We start from the raw sequence: 18,381 nt of genomic DNA on the forward strand, positions 1-18,381 counted from the left end.
ATTTGCAAGCATCGGGGGTACGGCGGGCGCCGCCGTACCCCCGGTGGCTCAGCCGACGGTCTCGTCGATGGCGCCGTCGACGGTTTCCTCGATGGTGCGGCGAGGGCCGGTGAACCACTTCCTGGCCGACAGCCGCCACCACAGCGCGATGCCGATCAGGACCCCGCCCACGGCGATGGGCGAGTAGTTCACCGCCGTCCAGGTGAAGTCCGGGCTCCAGGGCACGCCCGCGGGCGAGAGCGGCATGATGAAGTAGATCGAGATGATCACGATCTCGGCGACGGCGATCCAGCCGAGCACCTTGTACTTCGGGCCCAGCGTCCACGGGCCGGGCACGAAGCCGTCGCCCATGCGCAGCCGCAGGTAGATCGGGATCAGGAAGGCCAGGTAGAGGCCGATCACCGCCATCGAGACGACGGCGTAGAAGGCGATCGGCGTGCCGAGGCCGGCGGGCGCGTAGAGGGCGGGCAGCGTGATCAGCCCGGCGGCGACGCAGCCGGCGATGATCGCGTTCACCGGCGTGCGGTTGCCGTCCACCTTCGACCACAGCCGCCAGCCGGGGACGGCCCCGTCGCGGGAGAAGGCGTAGGTCATGCGCGACATCGAGGTCACGCAGCTCATCCCGCAGAAGAACTGGCCGATGGTGGAGATGGCGAAGACCGCCGTGGCCAGGTTCGCCGGCAGCGCCGTGTCGAAGATGGCGCCGACGAAGCCGAACTGCTTGTTGATCTCGTCGACGTTCGTGGCGGCGAACAGGAACGATAACAGCAGGACCCAGCCGCCGACCGCCGAGTAGAAGATCGACTGCCACAGTCCCTTGGCCGCCGACATCGACGCCCCCTGGGTCTCCTCCGAGACGTGCGCGCACGCGTCGAACCCGGTGATCGTGTACTGCGTGAGCAGGAAGCCCAGCGGCAGCACGAACCACCAGAACGTGGAGTCGGAGAAGCCCGAGTTGTTGATCGTCTCGGTGAACACGAAGCCGAGCGTCTGGTGCTCGCTCGGCGCGAAGACCAGGATGGCGACCACGATCGCCGCGCCTGCCACGTGCCACCAGACCGAGATGTTCTGCAGCAGCGAGATGAGCCGGTGGCTGAAGATGTTGATCAGGGCGTGCAGCACCAGCACGATCACGAACAGCAGGAACGCCTGGGAGAGCGTGGCCTCCCAGGCGCCGCCGGTCAGGCGGTTGAGCGTGATGTTGAGGAACGTCGCGCAGCCGTAGTCGACGGACGCGGTGACGGCGACGAGCCCGATGAGGTTGAGCCAGCCGGTGAACCAGCCGTGGATCGGCTTGCCCATCCTCGCCGCCCACCAGTAGATGCCGCCCGCCGTCGGATACGCCGACACCAGCTCCGACATGCAGAAGCCGATGATCAGGATGAACATCGAGATCAGCGGCCAGCCCCAGGAGATGGCGATCGGACCGCCGTTGTTCCATGCCTGGCCGAAGGTGGTGAAGCAGCCGGCCAGGATCGAGATGATCGAGAAAGAGATGGCGAAGTTGGAGAAACCGCTCCAGGTCCTCGACAGTTCCTGCTTGTAGCCGAGCTCGGCGAGCCGCCTGGAATCCTCGTCTAATGTCATGGGATCTCCTCGGGTTGTGCTAGTGCCTCCGGACGTCGTCGATCAGGCGGCCGACGCCGTCCAGGTCTCGTACGGCTCGCGCGAACTTGCCCGCCGCTTCGGCCTCGTAGTCGAAGTCGGCCTGCCGTACGAGCAGGCCGTGGTGGACGGAGAACCACAGGGTCCACGTCACGTTCGACATGATCTTGAAGAGCTGGACGCGGGAGTCGTGGTCGCCGCTGTTGAAGTAGGCCCTGGCCAGGCGTGCGGTCTGGTCGGGGTCGAGGTCCGCCTCGGCCGCTATGTCGCCGAGCTCGAAGGCGGGGTCGTTGTTGCCCGAGAGTTGGTAGTCGACGATGCGGATCTCGTCGTCCTGGGCGATGAAGTTCTCGGCCAGCAGGTCGTTGTGGCACGGAACGGTGGGGAACGCGGGGATCGCCCGCTCGATGTCCGCCACCGCGGGAAGGATGTCGTCGTAACCGGGCGGAACCGCCAGGTCATGAGCCTGGCAGCGGGCGCGGAACTCGCGCAGCTTGGCGAAGATCGAGAAATCGTTGACGAAGCGGGGTCCGGCGTGGAGGCGCCGGCAGGCCAGCGCCACCTTTTCGAGATTTTTGTTGATTTGTCCGGCGTTAAGGGTGATGCCGTCCAGGTATTCGATCAACAACGCGTGCACCTCGGGAAAATGGCGCAGCACCGCGGGCCCGACGCCGGTCTCGGCGGCCCTGATCGTGTTCTCGATCTCCTGCTCGATCGGAATGCCCAGGCCGGCCGCGCACACCGCGGGATCCAGCACGCGCAGCAGCCATCGCTCGCCGTCCCCCGTCTCGACCTTGGCGATCAGGTGGCTGAGGCCGCCCTTGATGGGGGTCTGCCTGACCGGCCGCCCGGCCCAGTCGGAGACCAACTCGATCACGTCTGGCATACGCGACTCCCTTTGGCCTACATTTAGACCATTCCGCTGCTGTGGGCAAGGTGACTCATGAGAAATGCGCCCATCAGACCTCCGCCACCCCTCCGCGCCAGATCCGGGTTCTGGTGGCGGTCCACCTAGCGCGTTTCTCATACGTACAGGGCGGTTTCGATCATGGACATACCCGATTCGGCACAGGCGATCGTGATCGGCGGGGGTGTGGCCGGTTGCAGCGTGGCCTACCACCTGGCCCGCCTCGGCTGGCGTGATGTCGTGCTCGTCGAGCGGCACGAGCTGACCGAGGGCACCACCTGGCACTCGGCCGGGTTCGTCGGGCAGCTGCGCTCCACGGTCACGCAGACACGCATGATCATGTATTCGGCCGGACTCTACCCCGAGCTGGCCGAGCTCACCGGGCTCGATCCCGGCTGGCACGGCGTCGGCGGGTTGCGGCTGGCGACCACGCACGAGCGGGTGGAGGAGCTGGTACGGCAGGCCGGCGCCGCCGAGACCTACGGCCTGGAGATGTCGCTGCTGTCCGGCAGGCAGACCCATGACCTGATGCCCATGCTGAACGACGAGGACGTCCTCGCCTCGCTGTGGCTGCCGGGCGACGGGTGGCTGGACCCTGCCGCGCTGGCGCGTGCCCTGGCGGAGGGGGCGGCGAAGCTCGGCGTCCGGATCGTCACGGGCGTGCGCGTCACCGGGATCGACGTGGCCGCGGGCGCGGTCCGCGCGGTCCGCCTGGCGTCCGCCGCGGGAGGCGAGGAGACCTGGACGGTCACCACCGGGACGGTCGTGAACTGCGCGGGCGCGGCGGCGGGAAAGGTGGGGGCACTGGCGGGGGTGGACGTCCCGATCGTGCCCATCAAGCACCAGTACGTCGTGACGCACCCCGCCGGCATCCCCGCGGCCACGCCGACGGTGCGCGACCCCGACAACATCGTCTACTTCCGGGAGCACGAGGGCGGGATCCTGGTCGGCGGCTACATCCGCACTCCCGAGATCTGGGACGCGGCCGACCCGCTGGCCGAGTCGAGGATGCTGTTCGAGCCGAACCTGCCGAAGTTCAGGGAGTCGTGGGCGGCGGCCAGGCACCGGCTGCCGGTCGTCGCAGAGCGCACCACCGACGACTTCGACCCGTCGCAGGTGGCGCGGATCGTGCACGGGCCAGAGGCGTTCACCCCCGACGGCGAGTTCCTGCTGGGGGAGACGGCGGTGCGCGGGTTCTGGGTCGCCGCGGGCTTCTGCGTCCACGGGCTGGCGGCCGCCGGCGGCGTGGGCAAGGTGATGGCGGAGTGGATCGTCGAAGGGGTGCCCGAGTACGACCTGTTCGGGATGGACGTCCGGCGGTTCGGAAGCTACGCGGGGTCGGGGCGGTGGGCGCGCGCCAAGGCACTCGATTCCTACGCGAAGTACTACGACATCGTCTATCCGGGCGAGGAGCGCGTCGCCGCCAGGCCGCTGCGCCGCTCGCCGGCCTGGGCGCGGCAGGCCGGGCTCGACGCCGAGTTCGGGGAGAAGGCCGGATGGGAGCGGGTCAACTGGTACGGCTCCAACGCCACCGGCGACGGGCCGCGACCGCTGGGCTGGGCGGGCCGGGTGTGGTCGCCTGCCGTACGGGAGGAGTGCCTGGCCACGAGGGACGCGGCGGGCCTGTTCGACCAGACGTCGTTCGCGAAGCTGGAGGTGTCGGGGCCGGGCGTGCTCGACCGGCTCCAGTGGCTGTGCGCCAACGAGATCGACAGGAACGTCGGCGCGGTCGTCTACACCCAGCTGCTCAACCGGCGGGGCGGCATCGAGGCCGACCTGACCGTCACCCGGCTCGGCGAGGACAGGTTCCGCCTGGTCACCGGCACCGCGTACGGCACGCACGACGCCGCCTGGCTGCGCCGCCACGGCCTCGACGTCACGGACGTGACCTCCGCCTACGCCTGCTACTGCCTGTGGGGCCCGCAGGCGGGCGCCGTCCTGGAGCAACTGTGCGACGACGACCTCGGCTTCCCGTACCTGCAGGCCCGGCGGATCAGCGTGGCGCACGTGCCGGTGCTGGCGCAGCGGGTGACGTTCGTGGGCGAGTACGGCTGGGAGCTGTACTGCCCGGCCGAGTACGGCCTGACCCTGTGGGACGCGCTCGTGGCGGCGGGCATGCCGTACGGCATGCGTCCCGGGGGCTACCGGGCCATCGACTCGATGCGCCTGGAGAAGGGCTACCGGATCTGGGGCCTGGACATCACTCCCGAGACGACGCCGTACGAGGCGGGGCTGGGCTTCGCCGTCCAGGCGGGCAAGGACTTCCTCGGCAAGGACGCGCTGGATCCCGCGCCGGAGCGGACGCTGCGGTGCCTGCTGCTGGCCGATCCGCGGCGGGTGTGCCTGGGCGGTGAGCCCGTGCGGGTCGACGGCGCGCCCGCCGGCAGGGTGACCAGCGGCGGGTACGGGCATCGGGTGGACGCCTCGATCGCCTACGTGTACCTGAGCGGGCGTCCGGAGAACGTGACCGTCGGTGTGGACGGCACCTGGGTGGCGGCCACGGTCGAGCAGCGCCCGCCGTACGACCCGGGGCACGAGCGGATCAGGTCACGTCCAGCACGATCTTCCCGCTGATCCGGCCGCCGAAGAGCGCGTCGGCGGCCTCGCCGACGCGCTCCCACGAGCCGCGCCAGCCGATCTCGGGCGACAGCAGGCCGCGGGCCACGAGGTCGACGAGGATCGCCAGGTCGGGGCCGGGGTGAGAGACGTCGCCGAACGAGTGGATCGATCGGGCGGCGCCGAGCGCGAACAGCGAGGTGAACGCGGCCGGCTCGCCCGAGGCCCAGCCGATGCTCTGCAGGTTGCCGCCGGGCGCGAGCAGCTCCCATGACCTGACCAGATGCGGGCCGCCGAGCAGTTCGAGCACGACGTCGACCGGGTCGACCGGGTCGATCGGGTCGACCGGGTCGATCGGGTCGATCGCGTCGAGTGCCTCGAGTGCCTCGAGTGCCTCGAGTGAGGAGATCACCTGGTCGGCGCCCAGCTCGCGCAGCCCTTCGCCGCGGCGGGCGACGGCGATCACGTGCGCGCCCGCGCGGTGGGCGAGCTGGACGGCGATCCTGCCCACGCCGCCCGAGGCGCCGGTGACCAGCACGCGCCGGCCGAGCAGCGGCCCGGCCGCGCGGAGCGCGCGCAACGCGGTGAGGCCCGCCATCGGCAGGGCGGCGGCGTCGGCGAGGTCGACGCCGTCGGGGACGGTGGCCACGGACGACTCGGGGAAGACGGCCCGCTCCGCCCACGCGCCGGCGCCGAACGCCACGACCCTGTCGCCCTTGCGCGGGCCGTCCAGCACGATGCCGGCGGCGTCGTGGCCGCCGATGTGCGGGTACTTGAGCTCGCCGTGGTTGGCCGAGACGTGGCGGACCTCGACCAGCACCTCTCCCGGCCCGGGTACGGGCTCGGGCGCCTGGACCGGCTTCAGCTCCTTCAGCGCACGCATGACGCTCCTTCGAGACGAAACGGACTGTCGGTCCGGTTGATAGTATGGGGACCGTCAGTCCGTTTACAGGAGGGGCGTGGGGCGTGCGATCGGACGCGACCAGGAACCGCGAGGCGATCCTGCGGGCCGCCGAGGAACTGCTCGCCGCGGGCGAGAGCGTCTCGCTCGACCGCGTCGCCGAGGCGGCGGGCGTGGGCAAGGGCACGGTGTTCCGCAGGTTCGGCAGCCGGACGGGGCTGTTCCAGGAACTGCTGGCCGAGCGGGCCGAACGGCTGGCCGCGCGGATCGCCGCGGAGGACCGGGCCGTCCCGGCCAGGGAGCGGCTGCTCGGGTTCCTCGACGAGCTGGCCGACCTGGCGGGGCGCAACATCGCGCTGTTCGCGGCGCACGAGCGGGCCTGCGCGGAGGACAAGTACGCCGATCCGACCTACCTGCGCTGGCACACGCATGTCACGGCGCTGATCGCCGAGGCCCGGCCGGACAGGGACGCCGCTTTCCTCGCCCACACGGTGCTGGCCTCGTTCGACGGTGAGCTGGTGCGCCTGCTGGGCGTCGAACGGCTCAAGCGCTCGGTGCGCGAGCTGGCCACGGCCTTGACGGCGTGATCTCCCCCCAGCGCTGCCGGCGGGGGATGGCGCGCTGGGGTGGCTCACCGTTCGCCGGGTCCCGAGGTCCGGCTGACGTGCGGGGCGGGGGTGTACGGCTGGCGAGGCCAGCCGTACGAGGTGGTTGGCCGCCGGTCAGGTCCAGGAGACTCCGCGCTGCACGGTGCCACCCCCCTTCCCCTCGGGATGCCCACAGCATGAATCGTGATTTTTCGCTCGTTATGGTGATAAAGCGATCCAGGCTGCGTTCGTAATGATCGACACTTGCCCGGGGTATTTCAAGTCCTTGATCTCTTCACTCGATCTTGTTAGGTTGCAACCGTTTGCGATCTCTGGATACGGGTGGCGATGATCCATGGGAAAGCGGTCAGTGGGCTTCCGGGAGGTCTTCTCCGTCGCGGAATTCCGCCGTCTCTGGGGCGCGGCCGTCATCTCCGAACTGGGTGACCAACTGGCCCGAGTGGCGGTGGTCGTCCTGGTCTACCAGCGGACGTCGTCGGCATGGCTGACCGCGCTGTCCTACGCGCTCACCTATCTTCCGGCGATTATGGGCGGCTCGCTGCTCGCGGTTCTCGCCGACCGATATCCGCGCAGAAATGTGATGGTTTCCGCGGATCTCGCCCGAGCGATTCTCGTCATCCTGGTCGCCATCCCCGGAATGCCGCTGGTCGGGCTTTACGTGTTGCTCTTCGCCGTGCAGGCGCTGGAGTCGCCCGCGCGCGCCGCGAGGGCCGCCATCCTGCCCCAGATGCTCGACGGTGACCGCTACACCGTCGGCGTGGCCGCCTACCACGTGACCAACCAGGTCACCTACGTCGCCGGCTTCCTGGTCGGCGGTCTCGTCGTCGCCGCGACGGGGCCGGGGGCCGCGTTCGTGATCGACGCCGGCACGTTCGCGCTCTCGGCGACGCTTCTCGCCGGCCTGGCGGCGTACCCGCCCTCGGAGCCGGCGCGGGCCGAGAAGGCGCGGCTGCGCGACCGCGTCGAGACGATCACCGGGCATCCCCGGCTCCGGTGGCTGGCCATGCTGGCGCTGCTGGCCGCCTTCTCGATGACGCCGCTCGCGCTCGCCGTGCCGTACGGCAGGCAGATCGGGCTGGACGAGGACCTGGCGAGCCTCCTCATGGCCGCCATCCCCGCCGGGTACGTGGCGGGGACGTTCGTGCTGACCACGAGGGTGCGGCCGGAACGGCGGGCGCGCCTGCTCGGGCCGCTCGCGCTGGCGAGCTTCGTGCCGCTGCTCGGCGCCGCCGCGCTGCCGCCGCTGGCGGTGATGCTGGTGCTGCTGGTGGCCTGCGGGGCGCTGACCGCCTACCAGGTGGTGGCCAACGCCGAGTTCGTGGCGCTGGTGCCCGACGAGCGGCGCGGCGGCGCGGTCGGTGTCATCGCGGCCGCGCTGACGGCGGCGCAGGGGCTGGCGATGGTGGTGGCGGGGATCGTGGCCGAGTTCACGGGCGCGGGCGGCGCCATCGCGATCTTCGGTACGGCAGGCGCGATCGCCGCGCTGGCCCTGCTCAGAGGCCCGCGCGTGGCGGCCGGCCACGCCCTCACCGGCTGACCAGCCGACCCGGCGCACCCCGCCGTGTGGCCCGGTGCGCCCGGCCGTGCGGTTTACGGCGCGCTCGGCTTCCGGCGTGCCCCGCCGTGTGGTTCGCGGCGCGCCCGCCGTGTGGTTCGCGGCGTGCTCGGCTTCCGGTGTGCCTCGCTGTGCGGTTCCGGTGTGCTCGGCGCCTGCCGGGCGGCTCCCGGCGTGCTCGCTCGGCGCGCTCGCCCGGTGGTCGCGGTCAGCTGAAGGCGTCGACGGTGGCCTGGTCGAAGGCTTTCAGGTCGTCCGGTTTGCGGCTGGTGACCAGCGTGCTGGGGCCGGCCGTGCAGACGACGACCTCCTTGTCCTCCCAGGTTGCGCCCGCGTTGCGCAGGTCGGTCCTGAGGCTGGGCCACGAGGTGAGCGTGCGCCCGCGGACCACGTCGGCCTCGATGAGCGTCCACGGCGCGTGGCAGATGGCGGCGACGGGCTTGCCCGCGTCGAAGAAGTCGCGCACGAAGCGGACGGCATCCGGTTGCATGCGCAGGAAGTCCGGGTTCGCGACGCCGCCGGGCAGGACGAGTCCGTCGAAGTCGGCGGCCGAGACCTCCGACACGGTGGCGTCCACCGGGAATTCGTCGGCTTTGTCGAGGTGGTTGAAGGCCTGGATCTGGCCGGATCGCGTGGAGATGAGCTGCGGCGTGCCGCCGGCCTGCGTGATGGCCTTCCACGGTTCGGTCAGTTCGATCTGCTCGACGCCTTCGGGGGCGACGAGGAAGGCGATGTTTCTCATGCTCGTCGCCGTGCCCTGAGGAAGGGGATCTATGCGCATAAACCCCTGGGGGGTATATAGTGATGCGCACGGGCTTCCCAGCAGTGAGGAGAGATCGATGACCGTTACCACGTATCAGGTCGAGGGTATGACCTGCGGACACTGCGTCAGCTCGGTGACCGCCGAGGTGGGCAAGGTGGCCGGGGTGAGCGAGGTGCAGGTGGACCTGGCGAACAGGGCCGTCACCGTGACCAGCGCGGCGCCGCTGGATGACGCGCTGGTGGAGGCCGCCGTCACGGAGGCGGGCTACGAGCTGGCCGGTCGCCAGGACACGATCATGCTGGCCCAGGCGGGCGGGTCGTGCTGCGGCTCGGGCGGCTGCCACTAGGGGCCGGCTGCGGCTCGGAGACCTGCACGCCGGGTGGATCACGATGTGAAGCCCGGCGCGCGGCCTTGTGGTCAGGGGTTCCGCCGCGAGTTCCTTCTCGGCCGCGGCATTCGACAGCAGGAGCCGAGAAGATCACTCCCGGGTGGCCGGACGGTGGCGGACCAGGTGGTGGAAGGCGCAGGCGCCCGCCGCGCCCACGGCGTACCAGAACAGGTCGGGCGGGTTGAACGTGCTGCCCAGCACCGGCGCCAGCACCCGCGGCAGGTTCAGCAGCTGCGCGAACTCGATCGCCCAGCTCGCCGCCAGCGCCACCCCCGCCGCCACCACGGGCCGCACCCGCGGGACGGCGAACACCGCGATCCAGTACAGCAGCACCATGTAGAACGCGTCACCCGCGTACTTCGAGAAAGGCCTGGTCACGAGGCCGAGAATGATCGTGACGACGGCGAGCAGCGTTATGCGGGTGCGCGGCATGCGATTACGCTAACGGGTCTTATGAGCGCAACACTTGTCGCGAAAGGTCTCGCCGCCGGCCACGGCGATCGGGTCCTGTTCTCCGGGCTGGATCTCGTGGTCGCCCCCGGCGACGTCATCGGGCTCGTGGGAGCCAACGGCGCGGGCAAGTCGACGCTGCTCCGTCTCCTCGCCGCGATCGACCAGCCGGAGAGCGGTTCGATCCGGCTCAGTCCGCCCACGGCGGTGGTCGGCCACCTTCCCCAGGAGCCGGAGCGGCGCCAGGACGAGACGGTGCGGCGCTTCCTCGCCCGCCGTACCGGGGTCACGAAGGCGCAGGCCGATCTCGACGCCGCCACGCAGGCCCTGGTGGAGTCGCGCCCCGGCGCCGACGACGCCTACAGCGTCGCGCTGGAGCGCTGGCTGTCGCTCGGCGGCGCGGACCTGGAGGAGCGCGCGGACGAGGTGGCGGCCGACCTCGGGCTCGCGATCGACCTCGAACAGCCGATGACGTCGCTGTCCGGCGGCCAGGCCGCCCGCGCGGGGCTGGCTTCGCTGCTGCTCAGCCGCTACGACCTGTTCCTGCTCGACGAGCCGACCAACGACCTCGACCTCGACGGGCTCGACCGGCTCGAGGCGTTCGTGAAGGGGCTGCGGGCGGGCACCGTGGTGGTCAGCCACGACCGCGAGTTCCTGGCCAGGACGGTCACCTCGGTGCTGGAGCTCGACCTGGCCCAGCAGCAGGTCCACCTGTACGGCGGCGGCTACCAGGCCTACCTGGACGAGCGCGAGGTCGCCCGCAGGCACGCCCGCGAGCGCTACGAGGAGTACGCCGAGACGCGCTCCGAGCTGGAGCTGCGCGCCCGCACCCAGCGTGCCTGGATGGAGAAGGGCGTCAAGAACGCCCGCAGGAAGCAGCGGGACAACGACAAGATCGGCCGCAACGCCCGCGTCGAGACCACGGAGAAGCAGGCCGCCAAGGCCCGGCAGACCGACAAGATGATCGAGCGGCTGGAGGTCGTCGAGGAGCCGCGCAAGGAGTGGGAGCTCCGGATGGAGATCGCGGCGGCTCCGCGCGCGGGCGCGGTGGTGGCCACGATGCGCGGTGCCGTGGTCAGGCGGGGCGCCTTCACGCTCGGCCCGATCGATCTGGAGATCGGCTGGGCCGAACGGGTGGCGATCACCGGCGCGAACGGCTCGGGCAAGACGACCCTGCTCGGTGCCATGCTCGGCAGGCTGGCGCTCGACGCCGGCCACGCGGCGCTCGGCCCCGGCGTCGTGGTCGGCGAGGTCGACCAGGCCCGCAGGCTCTTCGAGGGGTCGGCGCCGCTGGTCGAGTCGTTCTCCGACGAGATGCCGCCCGGCGAGGTGCGGACGCTGCTGGCCAAGTTCGGGCTGAAGGCCGACCACGTGCTCCGGCCCGCCGACACGCTGTCACCGGGTGAGCGGACCCGTGCCGCGCTGGCCCTGCTGCAGGCCAGAGGGGTCAACCTGCTGGTGCTCGACGAGCCGACCAACCATCTCGACCTGCCAGCGATCGAGCAGCTGGAGTCGGCGCTCGCCGGCTACCCCGGCACGCTGCTGCTGGTCACCCACGACCGCAGGATGCTCGACGCCGTACGGGTGGACCGGCGGCTGCGGGTGGACGGGGGTCAGGTCACCGAGACCGGGTGAAAAATAACACCGCGAATGGAAACGAGAGTGAAACAATTTTCCGACTCTCGTTGACACGTGATGTTGGGATGGTGTGCCTTTCTCTACAACAGGTCTCCCCCCTGCCTGAGAGTGAGGCACCAATGGGTAAATGGCTCGCGCGCCTGACGGCGCTCGGGGTGGCTCTAGCACTGGCGGCGCCGGTCACCGCCGCCCAGGCAGATCCGGCTACGACGGGCAAGAAGACGGTCAGGATCGGTTCCATCCAGTCGGTCGACTCGATGAACCCCTTCCTCGCGGTACGGCTGATCGCAGGCCAGCTCCAGCGGTGGACGTACCTGTTCCTCACCACGCCCGACCCCAAGACCCTGCAGCCCAGCCCCGACCTGGCGGAGTCGTGGGAGTCCTCCGACGACGGGCTCACCTGGACCTTCAAGATCCGCGACACCAAGTGGTCGGACGGCCAGCCGGTCACCGCCCACGACGCGGCGTGGACCTTCAACAAGATCATGACGGATGACGCGGCCAAGACCGGCAACGGCCCGGCCGTGGAGAACTTCGCCTCCGTCACCGCGACCGACGACCGGACCCTGGTCATCAAGACCAAGGCGCCGCAGGCGTCGATGCTGTCGAACCCGATCCCGATCGTGCCCAAGCACGTCTGGGAGAAGGTCGGCGACATGGCCACGTTCGAGAACGAGGTCTACCCCGCGGTCACCAACGGCGCGTACATCCCGATCGAGCACAAGAAGGACAGCTACGTCAAGCTCAAGGCGAACCCGAACTACTGGCAGGGCAAGCCCAAGATCGACGAGCTGCAGGTCATCTTCTACGAGAACCCCGAGGCCGCCATCGCGGGCCTCAAGAAGGGCGACATCGACCTGATCGGCCGCCTGGCCGCGCCGCAGTTCGAGGCGGGCGCCGGCGACCCGAACATCATGCAGTGGAACACCCCCGGCCGCCGCGCCGCGTACCTGCAGATCAACCACGGCGCCACCACCTCCGACGACAAGCCGGTCGGTGACGGCCACCCGGCGCTGAAGGACCCGAAGGTCCGCCAGGCCATCCACTACGCGATCGACAAGAAGACCCTCGTCGACCAGGTCCAGAACGGCCTGGCGGTGCCGGCCGACGGTTCGATCGTGCCCCCGATGTACACCAACTTCTTCTGGCAGGCCGAGGGCGAGGAGAAGGTCACCTTCGACCTGGCCAAGGCCAACCAGATCCTCGACGAGGCCGGGTACAAGAAGGGCGCCGACGGCGTCCGCACGATGCCCGACGGCAAGCGGAAGCTGGAGATGCGCTTCAGCATCCACACCGACACCCCGACCGAGGACAAGCTCGCCCAGTTCCTCACCGGGTGGTTCAAGGAGATCGGCATCACGCTGACCACCCGCAAGCTCGACTCCAACAAGTTCACCGAGGAGACCGGCAGCACCGCCCTGTTCGACATCGCGATCAGCGGCTGGTCGGTCAACCCCGACCCCGAAGAGGTCCTGGCCACGCACCTGTGCAGCAGGCGGCCCACCCCCTCGGGCGAGGGCGGCGGCACCGAGTCCTTCTACTGCGACAAGGAGTACGAGGGGCTGTACCAGTCGCAGCTCAAGGAGCTCGACACCGCCAAGCGGGCCGACATGATCAAGCAGATGCAGCGTCGCCTCTACACCGACGCGCCGGTCATCGCGCTCTACTACCCGAACAACCTCGAGCTGTACCGCAAGGACAGGATCACCAGCATCACCCCGGTCCCGGCCGGCAAGCAGGGTGAGGGCATCCTGTACGGCGGTGTCAGCGGCTACCCGATGGTCACCCTCGACGCCAAGGCCGCGCCCGCCGGCGGCTCGGGCGGCGCCGGCGGCGGCTCCAACACCGGCCTGATCATCGGCATCGCGGCGGCGGCCGTGGTGGTCCTCGGCGCCGGCGGCTTCCTGCTGTCCAGGCGGCGCAAGACCACGTCGGACGACCGCGAGTAATGGCCACCCCGCTCGAAACCGAACCCGCCGCCGTCCAGGCGGCGGCGGGTCCCGGCGAGGACCGCCCCACCTCCCGGGGCACGCTCAGATACGCCCTGACCAAGCTCGGCGGGGCGCTGCTCAGCATCGCGATGGTGATCGTCGCGACGTTCTTCCTGTTCCGCCTGATCCCCGGCGACCCGGTCATCGCCTACACGCGCGACGTACCGCTCAGCCCCGACCAGATCGAGCTGCTGCGCCGGCAGATGGGCCTGGACAAGCCGCTCATGCAGCAGTTCGCCGACTTCGTGCTGCGCACCCTGCAGTTCGACCTCGGCACCTCCTACGAGTACAAGCGGCCGGTGACGGACCTCATCGGCGAGCGGTTCGGCCCCACGCTGCTGCTGACCGGCGTCGGCCTGCTCATCGCGGTGGGCCTCGGCCTGTGGCAGGGCACCCGCGCCGCGTGGAACCACGGTGGCCGCCTCGACCGCTTCTCCACGGGCGCCTCGCTCGTGCTGTGGTCGGTGCCGACCTTCTGGCTCGGCCTGCTGCTGCTCATGGTCCTCGGCGCGGGCATCGGCCCGATCCCCGGCCTGTTCCCCACGCGCGGCATGGAGAGCGTCGACGCTCCCGACGGCTTCGGCTACGTGCTCGACGTCGCCCACCACATGGTGCTGCCGTGCCTCACGCTGGTCGCCGTCGTCTACGCGCAGTACCTGCTGGTCATGCGCTCGTCGCTGCTCGACGAGATCGGCCAGGACTACGTGACCACCGCGCGCGCCAAGGGGCTGCGCGACGACCTGGTACGGCGGCGGCACGCCGTACCGAACGCGCTGCTGCCGACGGTGACGCTCGTCTTCATCCACATCGGGTTCGTGGTCGGCGGCGCCGTCTCCGTCGAGACCGTCTACTCCTGGCCCGGCCTCGGCCTGCTGTTCTACGAGGCGATCAAGGGGCCCGACTTCGCGGTCATGCAGGGCACGTTCATGGTCGTCTGCGTCGCCGTGATCATCATGAACACGCTGGCCGACGTGGCCTACCACGTTCTTGACCCGAGGGTGAGGTCGGCATGAGCGCCGTGACGTGGGCGCGCAGGCGCGCGTCGCTGACCCGGTTCTGGCAGCAGTACCGCCGGCAGCGGGCGGGCGTGGTCGGGGCCGTCGTCCTGGCGGTCTTCGTCGTGCTCGCGCTGGTCACACCCCTGGTCACCGACCCCACCGGCATGGACGTCACGAAGGCGACCGGCGCCAAGATGGCCCCGCCGAGCCTCGACTTCCCGCTCGGCACCGACGAGTCGGGACGCTCGATCCTGCTGATGGTCCTGTGGGGCTCGCGCGTCTCGCTGCTCATCGGATTCATGTCCGCGCTGCTCAGCATGGTGATCGGCACGATCGTCGGCATCGCGGCGGGCCACTTCAGGGGCTGGGCCTCCGCGGCGCTGATGCGGATCACCGACTGGTTCCTCGTGCTGCCCTCGCTGGTGCTCGCGCTGGTGCTCTCGGCCATCCTCGGCGGCAGCACCTCCACGATCATCCTGGCGATCGGCGTCACCTCGTGGGCCTCCACGGCCCGGCTGATCAGGGCCCAGACGCTGGCCGTCGAGGCCAGGCCGTACATCGAGAGGTCGCGCGCGCTCGGCGCAGGACACTGGCACGTGATGAGCCGCCACGTGCTGCCGAACGTCGCCCCGCTCGTCCTGGCCAACACCACCCTGCAGGTGGCCAGCGCGATCGTCGCCGAGTCGACGCTCGCCTTCCTCGGCGCCGACTCCGGCAAGGCGTCGTGGGGCCAGCTGCTGCGCGGATCCTACGACTGGGGCGCGGCCACGGCGGGCGCCTGGTGGTACATCCTCGCTCCCGGCCTCTGCATCGTCGCGGTCGTGCTGGCGTTCACGCTGTGCGGGCGGGCGATGGAGGCCGTGCTCAACCCACGCCTCCGGGGGGTCAGCCGATGAACGTGTTGTCACTCGAGGACGTCTCGGTGACGTACTCCATCGCCTCTGGGCAGGTGCCCGCCGTCCGCGGCGTGACCCTGTCGCTGGCGCCCGGCGAGGCGCTGGGGATCGCGGGCGAGTCGGGGTCCGGCAAGTCGACGCTGGCCATGGCGCTGCTGCGGCTGCTGCCGCGCGACGCCCGCGTCGACGGCAGGATCCTGCTCGACGGCGAGGACGTGCTGTCCATGAAGTGGGGACGGCTGCGCGCGGTGCGCTGGGCCGAGGCCTCCATCGTGTTCCAGGGCGCGCAGCACGGGCTCAACCCCGTGCGGCGCATCGGCGAGCAGATCGCCGAGCCGCTGCTGGTGCACGGCGTGGCCCAGCCGTCCCAGGCACGTACGCGGGTGGCCGAGCTGCTGGAGCAGGTGGGGCTGCCCGCGTGGCGGGCCCGCAGCTACCCGCACGAGCTGTCGGGAGGACAGCGGCAGCGGGTGATGATCGCGATGGCGCTGGCGTGCTCGCCGCGCCTGATCATCGCCGACGAGCCGACGACGGCGCTGGACGTGATGGTCCAGGCCCAGGTCCTCACACTGATCAAGGACCTCATCGCCACGCACGGCATCTCCCTGGTGATGATCTCCCACGACCTGTCGGTCCTGGCCGACATGTGCGACCGGCTGGCCGTCATGTACGCGGGACGGCTGGTCGAGAACGGCCCCGCGCACGAGGTGTTCCACGCGGCCCGGCACCCCTACAGCAAGGCGCTGGCCGCGGCGTTCCCGACCGTCGGCGACCCCGCCTCCCGCATGGCGCCCAAGGGGCTCGGCGGCGATCCGCCCGACCCGATGGACCTGCCCTCGGGGTGCGCGTTCCATCCGCGCTGCCCGGTCGCGCTGGACATCTGCTCGACGCTGGACGTCGAGCTGTGGCCGGCGGACGGCACCGAGGCGGCCCCGCACACCGCCGCCTGCGTCCGCGTCCGCCCCGACCTGACCGCGAGCGCGTCCCCCTCCGGGGCGGCGGCGTCCGCTTCAGCGGAGGCAGCGGCTGCCGGGGAGGACCCGTCCCCCTCCGGCGAGGACCCGTCCCCCTCTGGGGAGGACGCGTCAGCCTCCGGCGAGGACGGTACCGAGGAGAAAGTCGCCTCCAGCGGCGGCAAGGAGATCTCATGACCACGACGCTCCTCGAAGCGCGGGACCTGCGCGTGGAGTTCACCTCGCGGGGCCGGCGCGCCCGCGCCGTCGACGGCGTCAACCTGGCCGTCGGAGAGGGCGAGATCGTCGCCCTGGTCGGCGAGTCGGGCTGCGGCAAGACCACGCTCGCCCGCACCCTGCTCGGCCTCGAGCGCCCCACCGAAGGCACCGTCCTGTACGGCGGGCGGCCCCTCACCTACACCACCAAGGCGCTCAAGGCCTACCGCCGCGAGGCCCAGCTCGTCCTCCAGGACCCCACCGGCTCGCTGAACCCCCGCCACACCGTCTACGAGGCGGTCGCCGAGGGCCCGCGCATCCACGGGCTGCCCGACGAGTCGCAGGTCGTCGCCGAGGCGCTGGCCAGAGCGGGCCTGCGGCCCCCCGAGCGGTTCTTCCTCCGCTACCCGCACGAGCTGTCGGGCGGCCAGCGCCAGCGCGTGGTCATCGCCGGGGCGCTCGCGCTGAACCCCCGCCTGCTGGTCGCCGACGAGCCGGTCGCCTCGCTCGACGCCAGCGTCCGCGGCGAGATCCTCGCGCTGCTCCTCAAGCTGCGCGCCGACCTCGGCCTCTCCGCGCTGGTCGTCACCCACGACCTCGGCCTGGCGTGGAACATCGCCGACCGCGTCGCGGTGATGTACCTCGGCAGGATCGTCGAGTCCGGCCCCGTCGAGGAGGTGCTGAAGGAGCCGAAGCACCCCTACACGCAGGCGCTGCTGTCGGTGCTGCCCGAGTCGCCCGAACGGGTGGTGCTGACGGGCGAGCCGCCGGACCCCACGCGCATCCCCGGCGGGTGCCGCTTCCACGCCCGCTGTCAGGTGCTGGCGTCGGGCGCGGCGGCCTCGGCGGGAGTGGACGGCAGGTGCAGGTCGGAAGCGCTGCGGGTGCTGCCGGCCGTACCGGAGGCGCAGGCCGCCTGCCACTTCGCCAACAGGCCGGTGTCGGACGAGGTCGCCCTCGGGTGACCCCGACGAGGGCCCGGGATCGCTCGATGGCGCCCGACTGTCAATACAAAGGATGACATCGGACTGATTCCCCCGCAGGAGGAAAAGGGCCGGCAACGGGTCGATCATGAACCCATGTCGAGAACCGGCCTCCTGACGGGGGCGGGCTTGGCGGTGTTCGTCGTGGCCTACGCGTCGCTGATCCTCACCGGCACCACCGTGATCCGCCAGTCGGCCGACCCCGGCGCCACGGGCGTCTCGCTGTGGGCGGCGCTGCTGCCACCCCTGGCCGCGATCGTCCTGGCCGCGCTCGTCGCGCCGCGCACGGCCGTACCGCGGCCGCTGGCCGGACTGCCGCGGCCCCGGCTGGTGAAGGAGACCTGGCTGCTGCTGGCGGCGGCGCTCGCCTTCCCCGTCGCGGTCGCGCTCGCCGGCCGCGGCCTGCTGTACCCCGTCGCCAAGATCCTCCTTCTGCTGGTGGTGCCACTGGTCGGCTTCCGGCTGATCAGGGGCCGAGGGCCGGTCGCGAGGTCGATCCCGGCGCCCGTGACCTGGCTGGCGCCGCTGCCCGCGTTCGCCGCGTGGTTCCTGCTGGCGGAGGTCAGCCCGCTGTCGCCGCCGCTGACGCAGCAGCTGCCGGACCCCGTCACGCTCGCCGTCGGCTCGCTCATCACCCTGCTGACGGCGAGCGTGCTGGAGGAGATCTTCTACCGGGCGTGGCTGCAGACCAGACTCGAGGCCCTGTACGGCACGCCGCCCGCCGTGCTCGCCACCGCGCTGCTGTTCGCCGCGATGCACGTCAGCCACATCGACCCGGCGGCCGTCGGCGTCGGGGTCGCCTCCATCGTGGCGGCGCAGGGGATGTTCGGCCTGATGCAGGGCTACCTGTGGGCGCGCTACCGCAACATCTGGGTGATCATCCTCATCCACGTCATCGTCAACCTCGTCTACGTCGACATGCTGCTCTAGGACCCCAGCCCTCCCTCCTGGAACCCGCGCCGGCCGGGCGGCC

At 70.8% G+C, this 18,381-nt stretch carries 16 protein-coding genes; 11 read left to right on the top strand and 5 right to left on the bottom strand.

Translation table 11 applies throughout. The features are described from left to right. Nucleotides 1-48: 48 nt before the first annotated feature. Together ACWEVS_RS35680 and ACWEVS_RS35685 are read right to left on the bottom strand one after the other, a co-directional pair. Nucleotides 49-1,587 (bottom strand): amino acid permease, encoded by a 1,539-nt coding sequence (locus ACWEVS_RS35680; RefSeq protein WP_452419045.1) that lies wholly within the window; start codon nucleotides 1,585-1,587, stop codon nucleotides 49-51. A 19-nt stretch (nucleotides 1,588-1,606) separates the two neighbouring features. Next, the gene (locus tag ACWEVS_RS35685) at nucleotides 1,607-2,491 is read right to left on the bottom strand and encodes a phosphotransferase (RefSeq protein ID WP_452555127.1); all 885 of its coding nucleotides are present in this window, start codon (nucleotides 2,489-2,491) and stop codon (nucleotides 1,607-1,609) included. A gap of 162 nt (nucleotides 2,492-2,653) precedes the next feature. Between ACWEVS_RS35685 and ACWEVS_RS35690 the strand changes: the two genes are divergently transcribed. After that, a complete protein-coding gene (locus ACWEVS_RS35690; protein WP_452419047.1) occupies nucleotides 2,654-5,086 on the top strand; it encodes a GcvT family protein in 2,433 nt (810 codons plus the stop codon). Here the strand turns inward: ACWEVS_RS35690 and ACWEVS_RS35695 are convergent. Then, nucleotides 5,055-5,951, bottom strand: coding sequence for a zinc-binding dehydrogenase (locus ACWEVS_RS35695; protein WP_452555129.1), 897 nt, complete (start codon nucleotides 5,949-5,951; stop codon nucleotides 5,055-5,057). The genes ACWEVS_RS35690 and ACWEVS_RS35695 overlap by 32 nt on opposite strands. A gap of 83 nt (nucleotides 5,952-6,034) precedes the next feature. On the opposite strand from ACWEVS_RS35695, the gene ACWEVS_RS35700 reads away from it, so the two are divergent. After that, nucleotides 6,035-6,556 carry a TetR/AcrR family transcriptional regulator gene (locus ACWEVS_RS35700; protein ID WP_452555131.1) on the top strand — a complete coding sequence of 174 codons (522 nt, stop codon included), beginning with the start codon at nucleotides 6,035-6,037 and terminating at the stop codon, nucleotides 6,554-6,556. Nucleotides 6,557-6,911: 355 nt separating this feature from the next. After that, on the top strand, nucleotides 6,912-8,114 hold the full coding sequence (locus ACWEVS_RS35705) for an MFS transporter (protein WP_452555133.1): 1,203 nt from the start codon (nucleotides 6,912-6,914) through the stop codon (nucleotides 8,112-8,114). A 226-nt stretch (nucleotides 8,115-8,340) separates the two neighbouring features. Here ACWEVS_RS35705 and ACWEVS_RS35710 read toward each other — a convergent pair whose 3' ends face one another. Then, nucleotides 8,341-8,874: a type 1 glutamine amidotransferase domain-containing protein gene (locus tag ACWEVS_RS35710; RefSeq protein ID WP_449914660.1), complete on the bottom strand. Its 534-nt coding sequence runs from the start codon at nucleotides 8,872-8,874 to the stop codon at nucleotides 8,341-8,343. 97 nt (nucleotides 8,875-8,971) lie between these two features. Between ACWEVS_RS35710 and ACWEVS_RS35715 the strand changes: the two genes are divergently transcribed. Next, complete coding sequence (locus ACWEVS_RS35715) at nucleotides 8,972-9,241, top strand: heavy-metal-associated domain-containing protein (protein WP_449914658.1); 270 nt, start codon at nucleotides 8,972-8,974, stop codon at nucleotides 9,239-9,241. A 132-nt stretch (nucleotides 9,242-9,373) separates the two neighbouring features. Here the strand turns inward: ACWEVS_RS35715 and ACWEVS_RS35720 are convergent, their stop codons facing one another. Then, nucleotides 9,374-9,715: a ribosomal maturation YjgA family protein gene (locus ACWEVS_RS35720; protein ID WP_452555135.1), complete on the bottom strand. Its 342-nt coding sequence runs from the start codon at nucleotides 9,713-9,715 to the stop codon at nucleotides 9,374-9,376. A gap of 21 nt (nucleotides 9,716-9,736) precedes the next feature. On the opposite strand from ACWEVS_RS35720, the gene ACWEVS_RS35725 reads away from it, so the two are divergent. The 7 genes from ACWEVS_RS35725 to ACWEVS_RS35755 all read left to right on the top strand — a co-directional run bounded on the left by ACWEVS_RS35725 (nucleotide 9,737) and on the right by ACWEVS_RS35755 (nucleotide 18,338). After that, the gene (locus ACWEVS_RS35725; RefSeq protein ID WP_449914656.1) at nucleotides 9,737-11,368 is read left to right on the top strand and encodes an ABC-F family ATP-binding cassette domain-containing protein; all 1,632 of its coding nucleotides are present in this window, start codon (nucleotides 9,737-9,739) and stop codon (nucleotides 11,366-11,368) included. Between the two features lie 122 nt (nucleotides 11,369-11,490). Beyond that, the gene (locus ACWEVS_RS35730) at nucleotides 11,491-13,320 is read left to right on the top strand and encodes an ABC transporter substrate-binding protein (protein WP_452555137.1); all 1,830 of its coding nucleotides are present in this window, start codon (nucleotides 11,491-11,493) and stop codon (nucleotides 13,318-13,320) included. After that, the gene (locus ACWEVS_RS35735; RefSeq protein WP_354919722.1) at nucleotides 13,320-14,375 is read left to right on the top strand and encodes an ABC transporter permease; all 1,056 of its coding nucleotides are present in this window, start codon (nucleotides 13,320-13,322) and stop codon (nucleotides 14,373-14,375) included. The genes ACWEVS_RS35730 and ACWEVS_RS35735 overlap by 1 nt, the downstream gene beginning before the upstream one ends. Next, nucleotides 14,372-15,256 carry an ABC transporter permease gene (locus ACWEVS_RS35740; RefSeq protein ID WP_449914652.1) on the top strand — a complete coding sequence of 295 codons (885 nt, stop codon included), beginning with the start codon at nucleotides 14,372-14,374 and terminating at the stop codon, nucleotides 15,254-15,256. Before ACWEVS_RS35735 ends, ACWEVS_RS35740 begins: the two co-directional genes overlap by 4 nt. Then, nucleotides 15,253-16,407: an ABC transporter ATP-binding protein gene (locus ACWEVS_RS35745; RefSeq protein WP_452555139.1), complete on the top strand. Its 1,155-nt coding sequence runs from the start codon at nucleotides 15,253-15,255 to the stop codon at nucleotides 16,405-16,407. Before ACWEVS_RS35740 ends, ACWEVS_RS35745 begins: the two co-directional genes overlap by 4 nt. Then, a complete protein-coding gene (locus ACWEVS_RS35750) occupies nucleotides 16,404-17,390 on the top strand; it encodes an ABC transporter ATP-binding protein (RefSeq protein WP_449914647.1) in 987 nt (328 codons plus the stop codon). The genes ACWEVS_RS35745 and ACWEVS_RS35750 overlap by 4 nt, the downstream gene beginning before the upstream one ends. Nucleotides 17,391-17,504: 114 nt before the next feature. Beyond that, complete coding sequence (locus ACWEVS_RS35755) at nucleotides 17,505-18,338, top strand: CPBP family intramembrane glutamic endopeptidase (protein WP_452555141.1); 834 nt, start codon at nucleotides 17,505-17,507, stop codon at nucleotides 18,336-18,338. The last annotated feature ends 43 nt before the right edge of the window (nucleotides 18,339-18,381 follow it).

The organism is Nonomuraea sp. NPDC003754 (assembly GCF_053605785.1).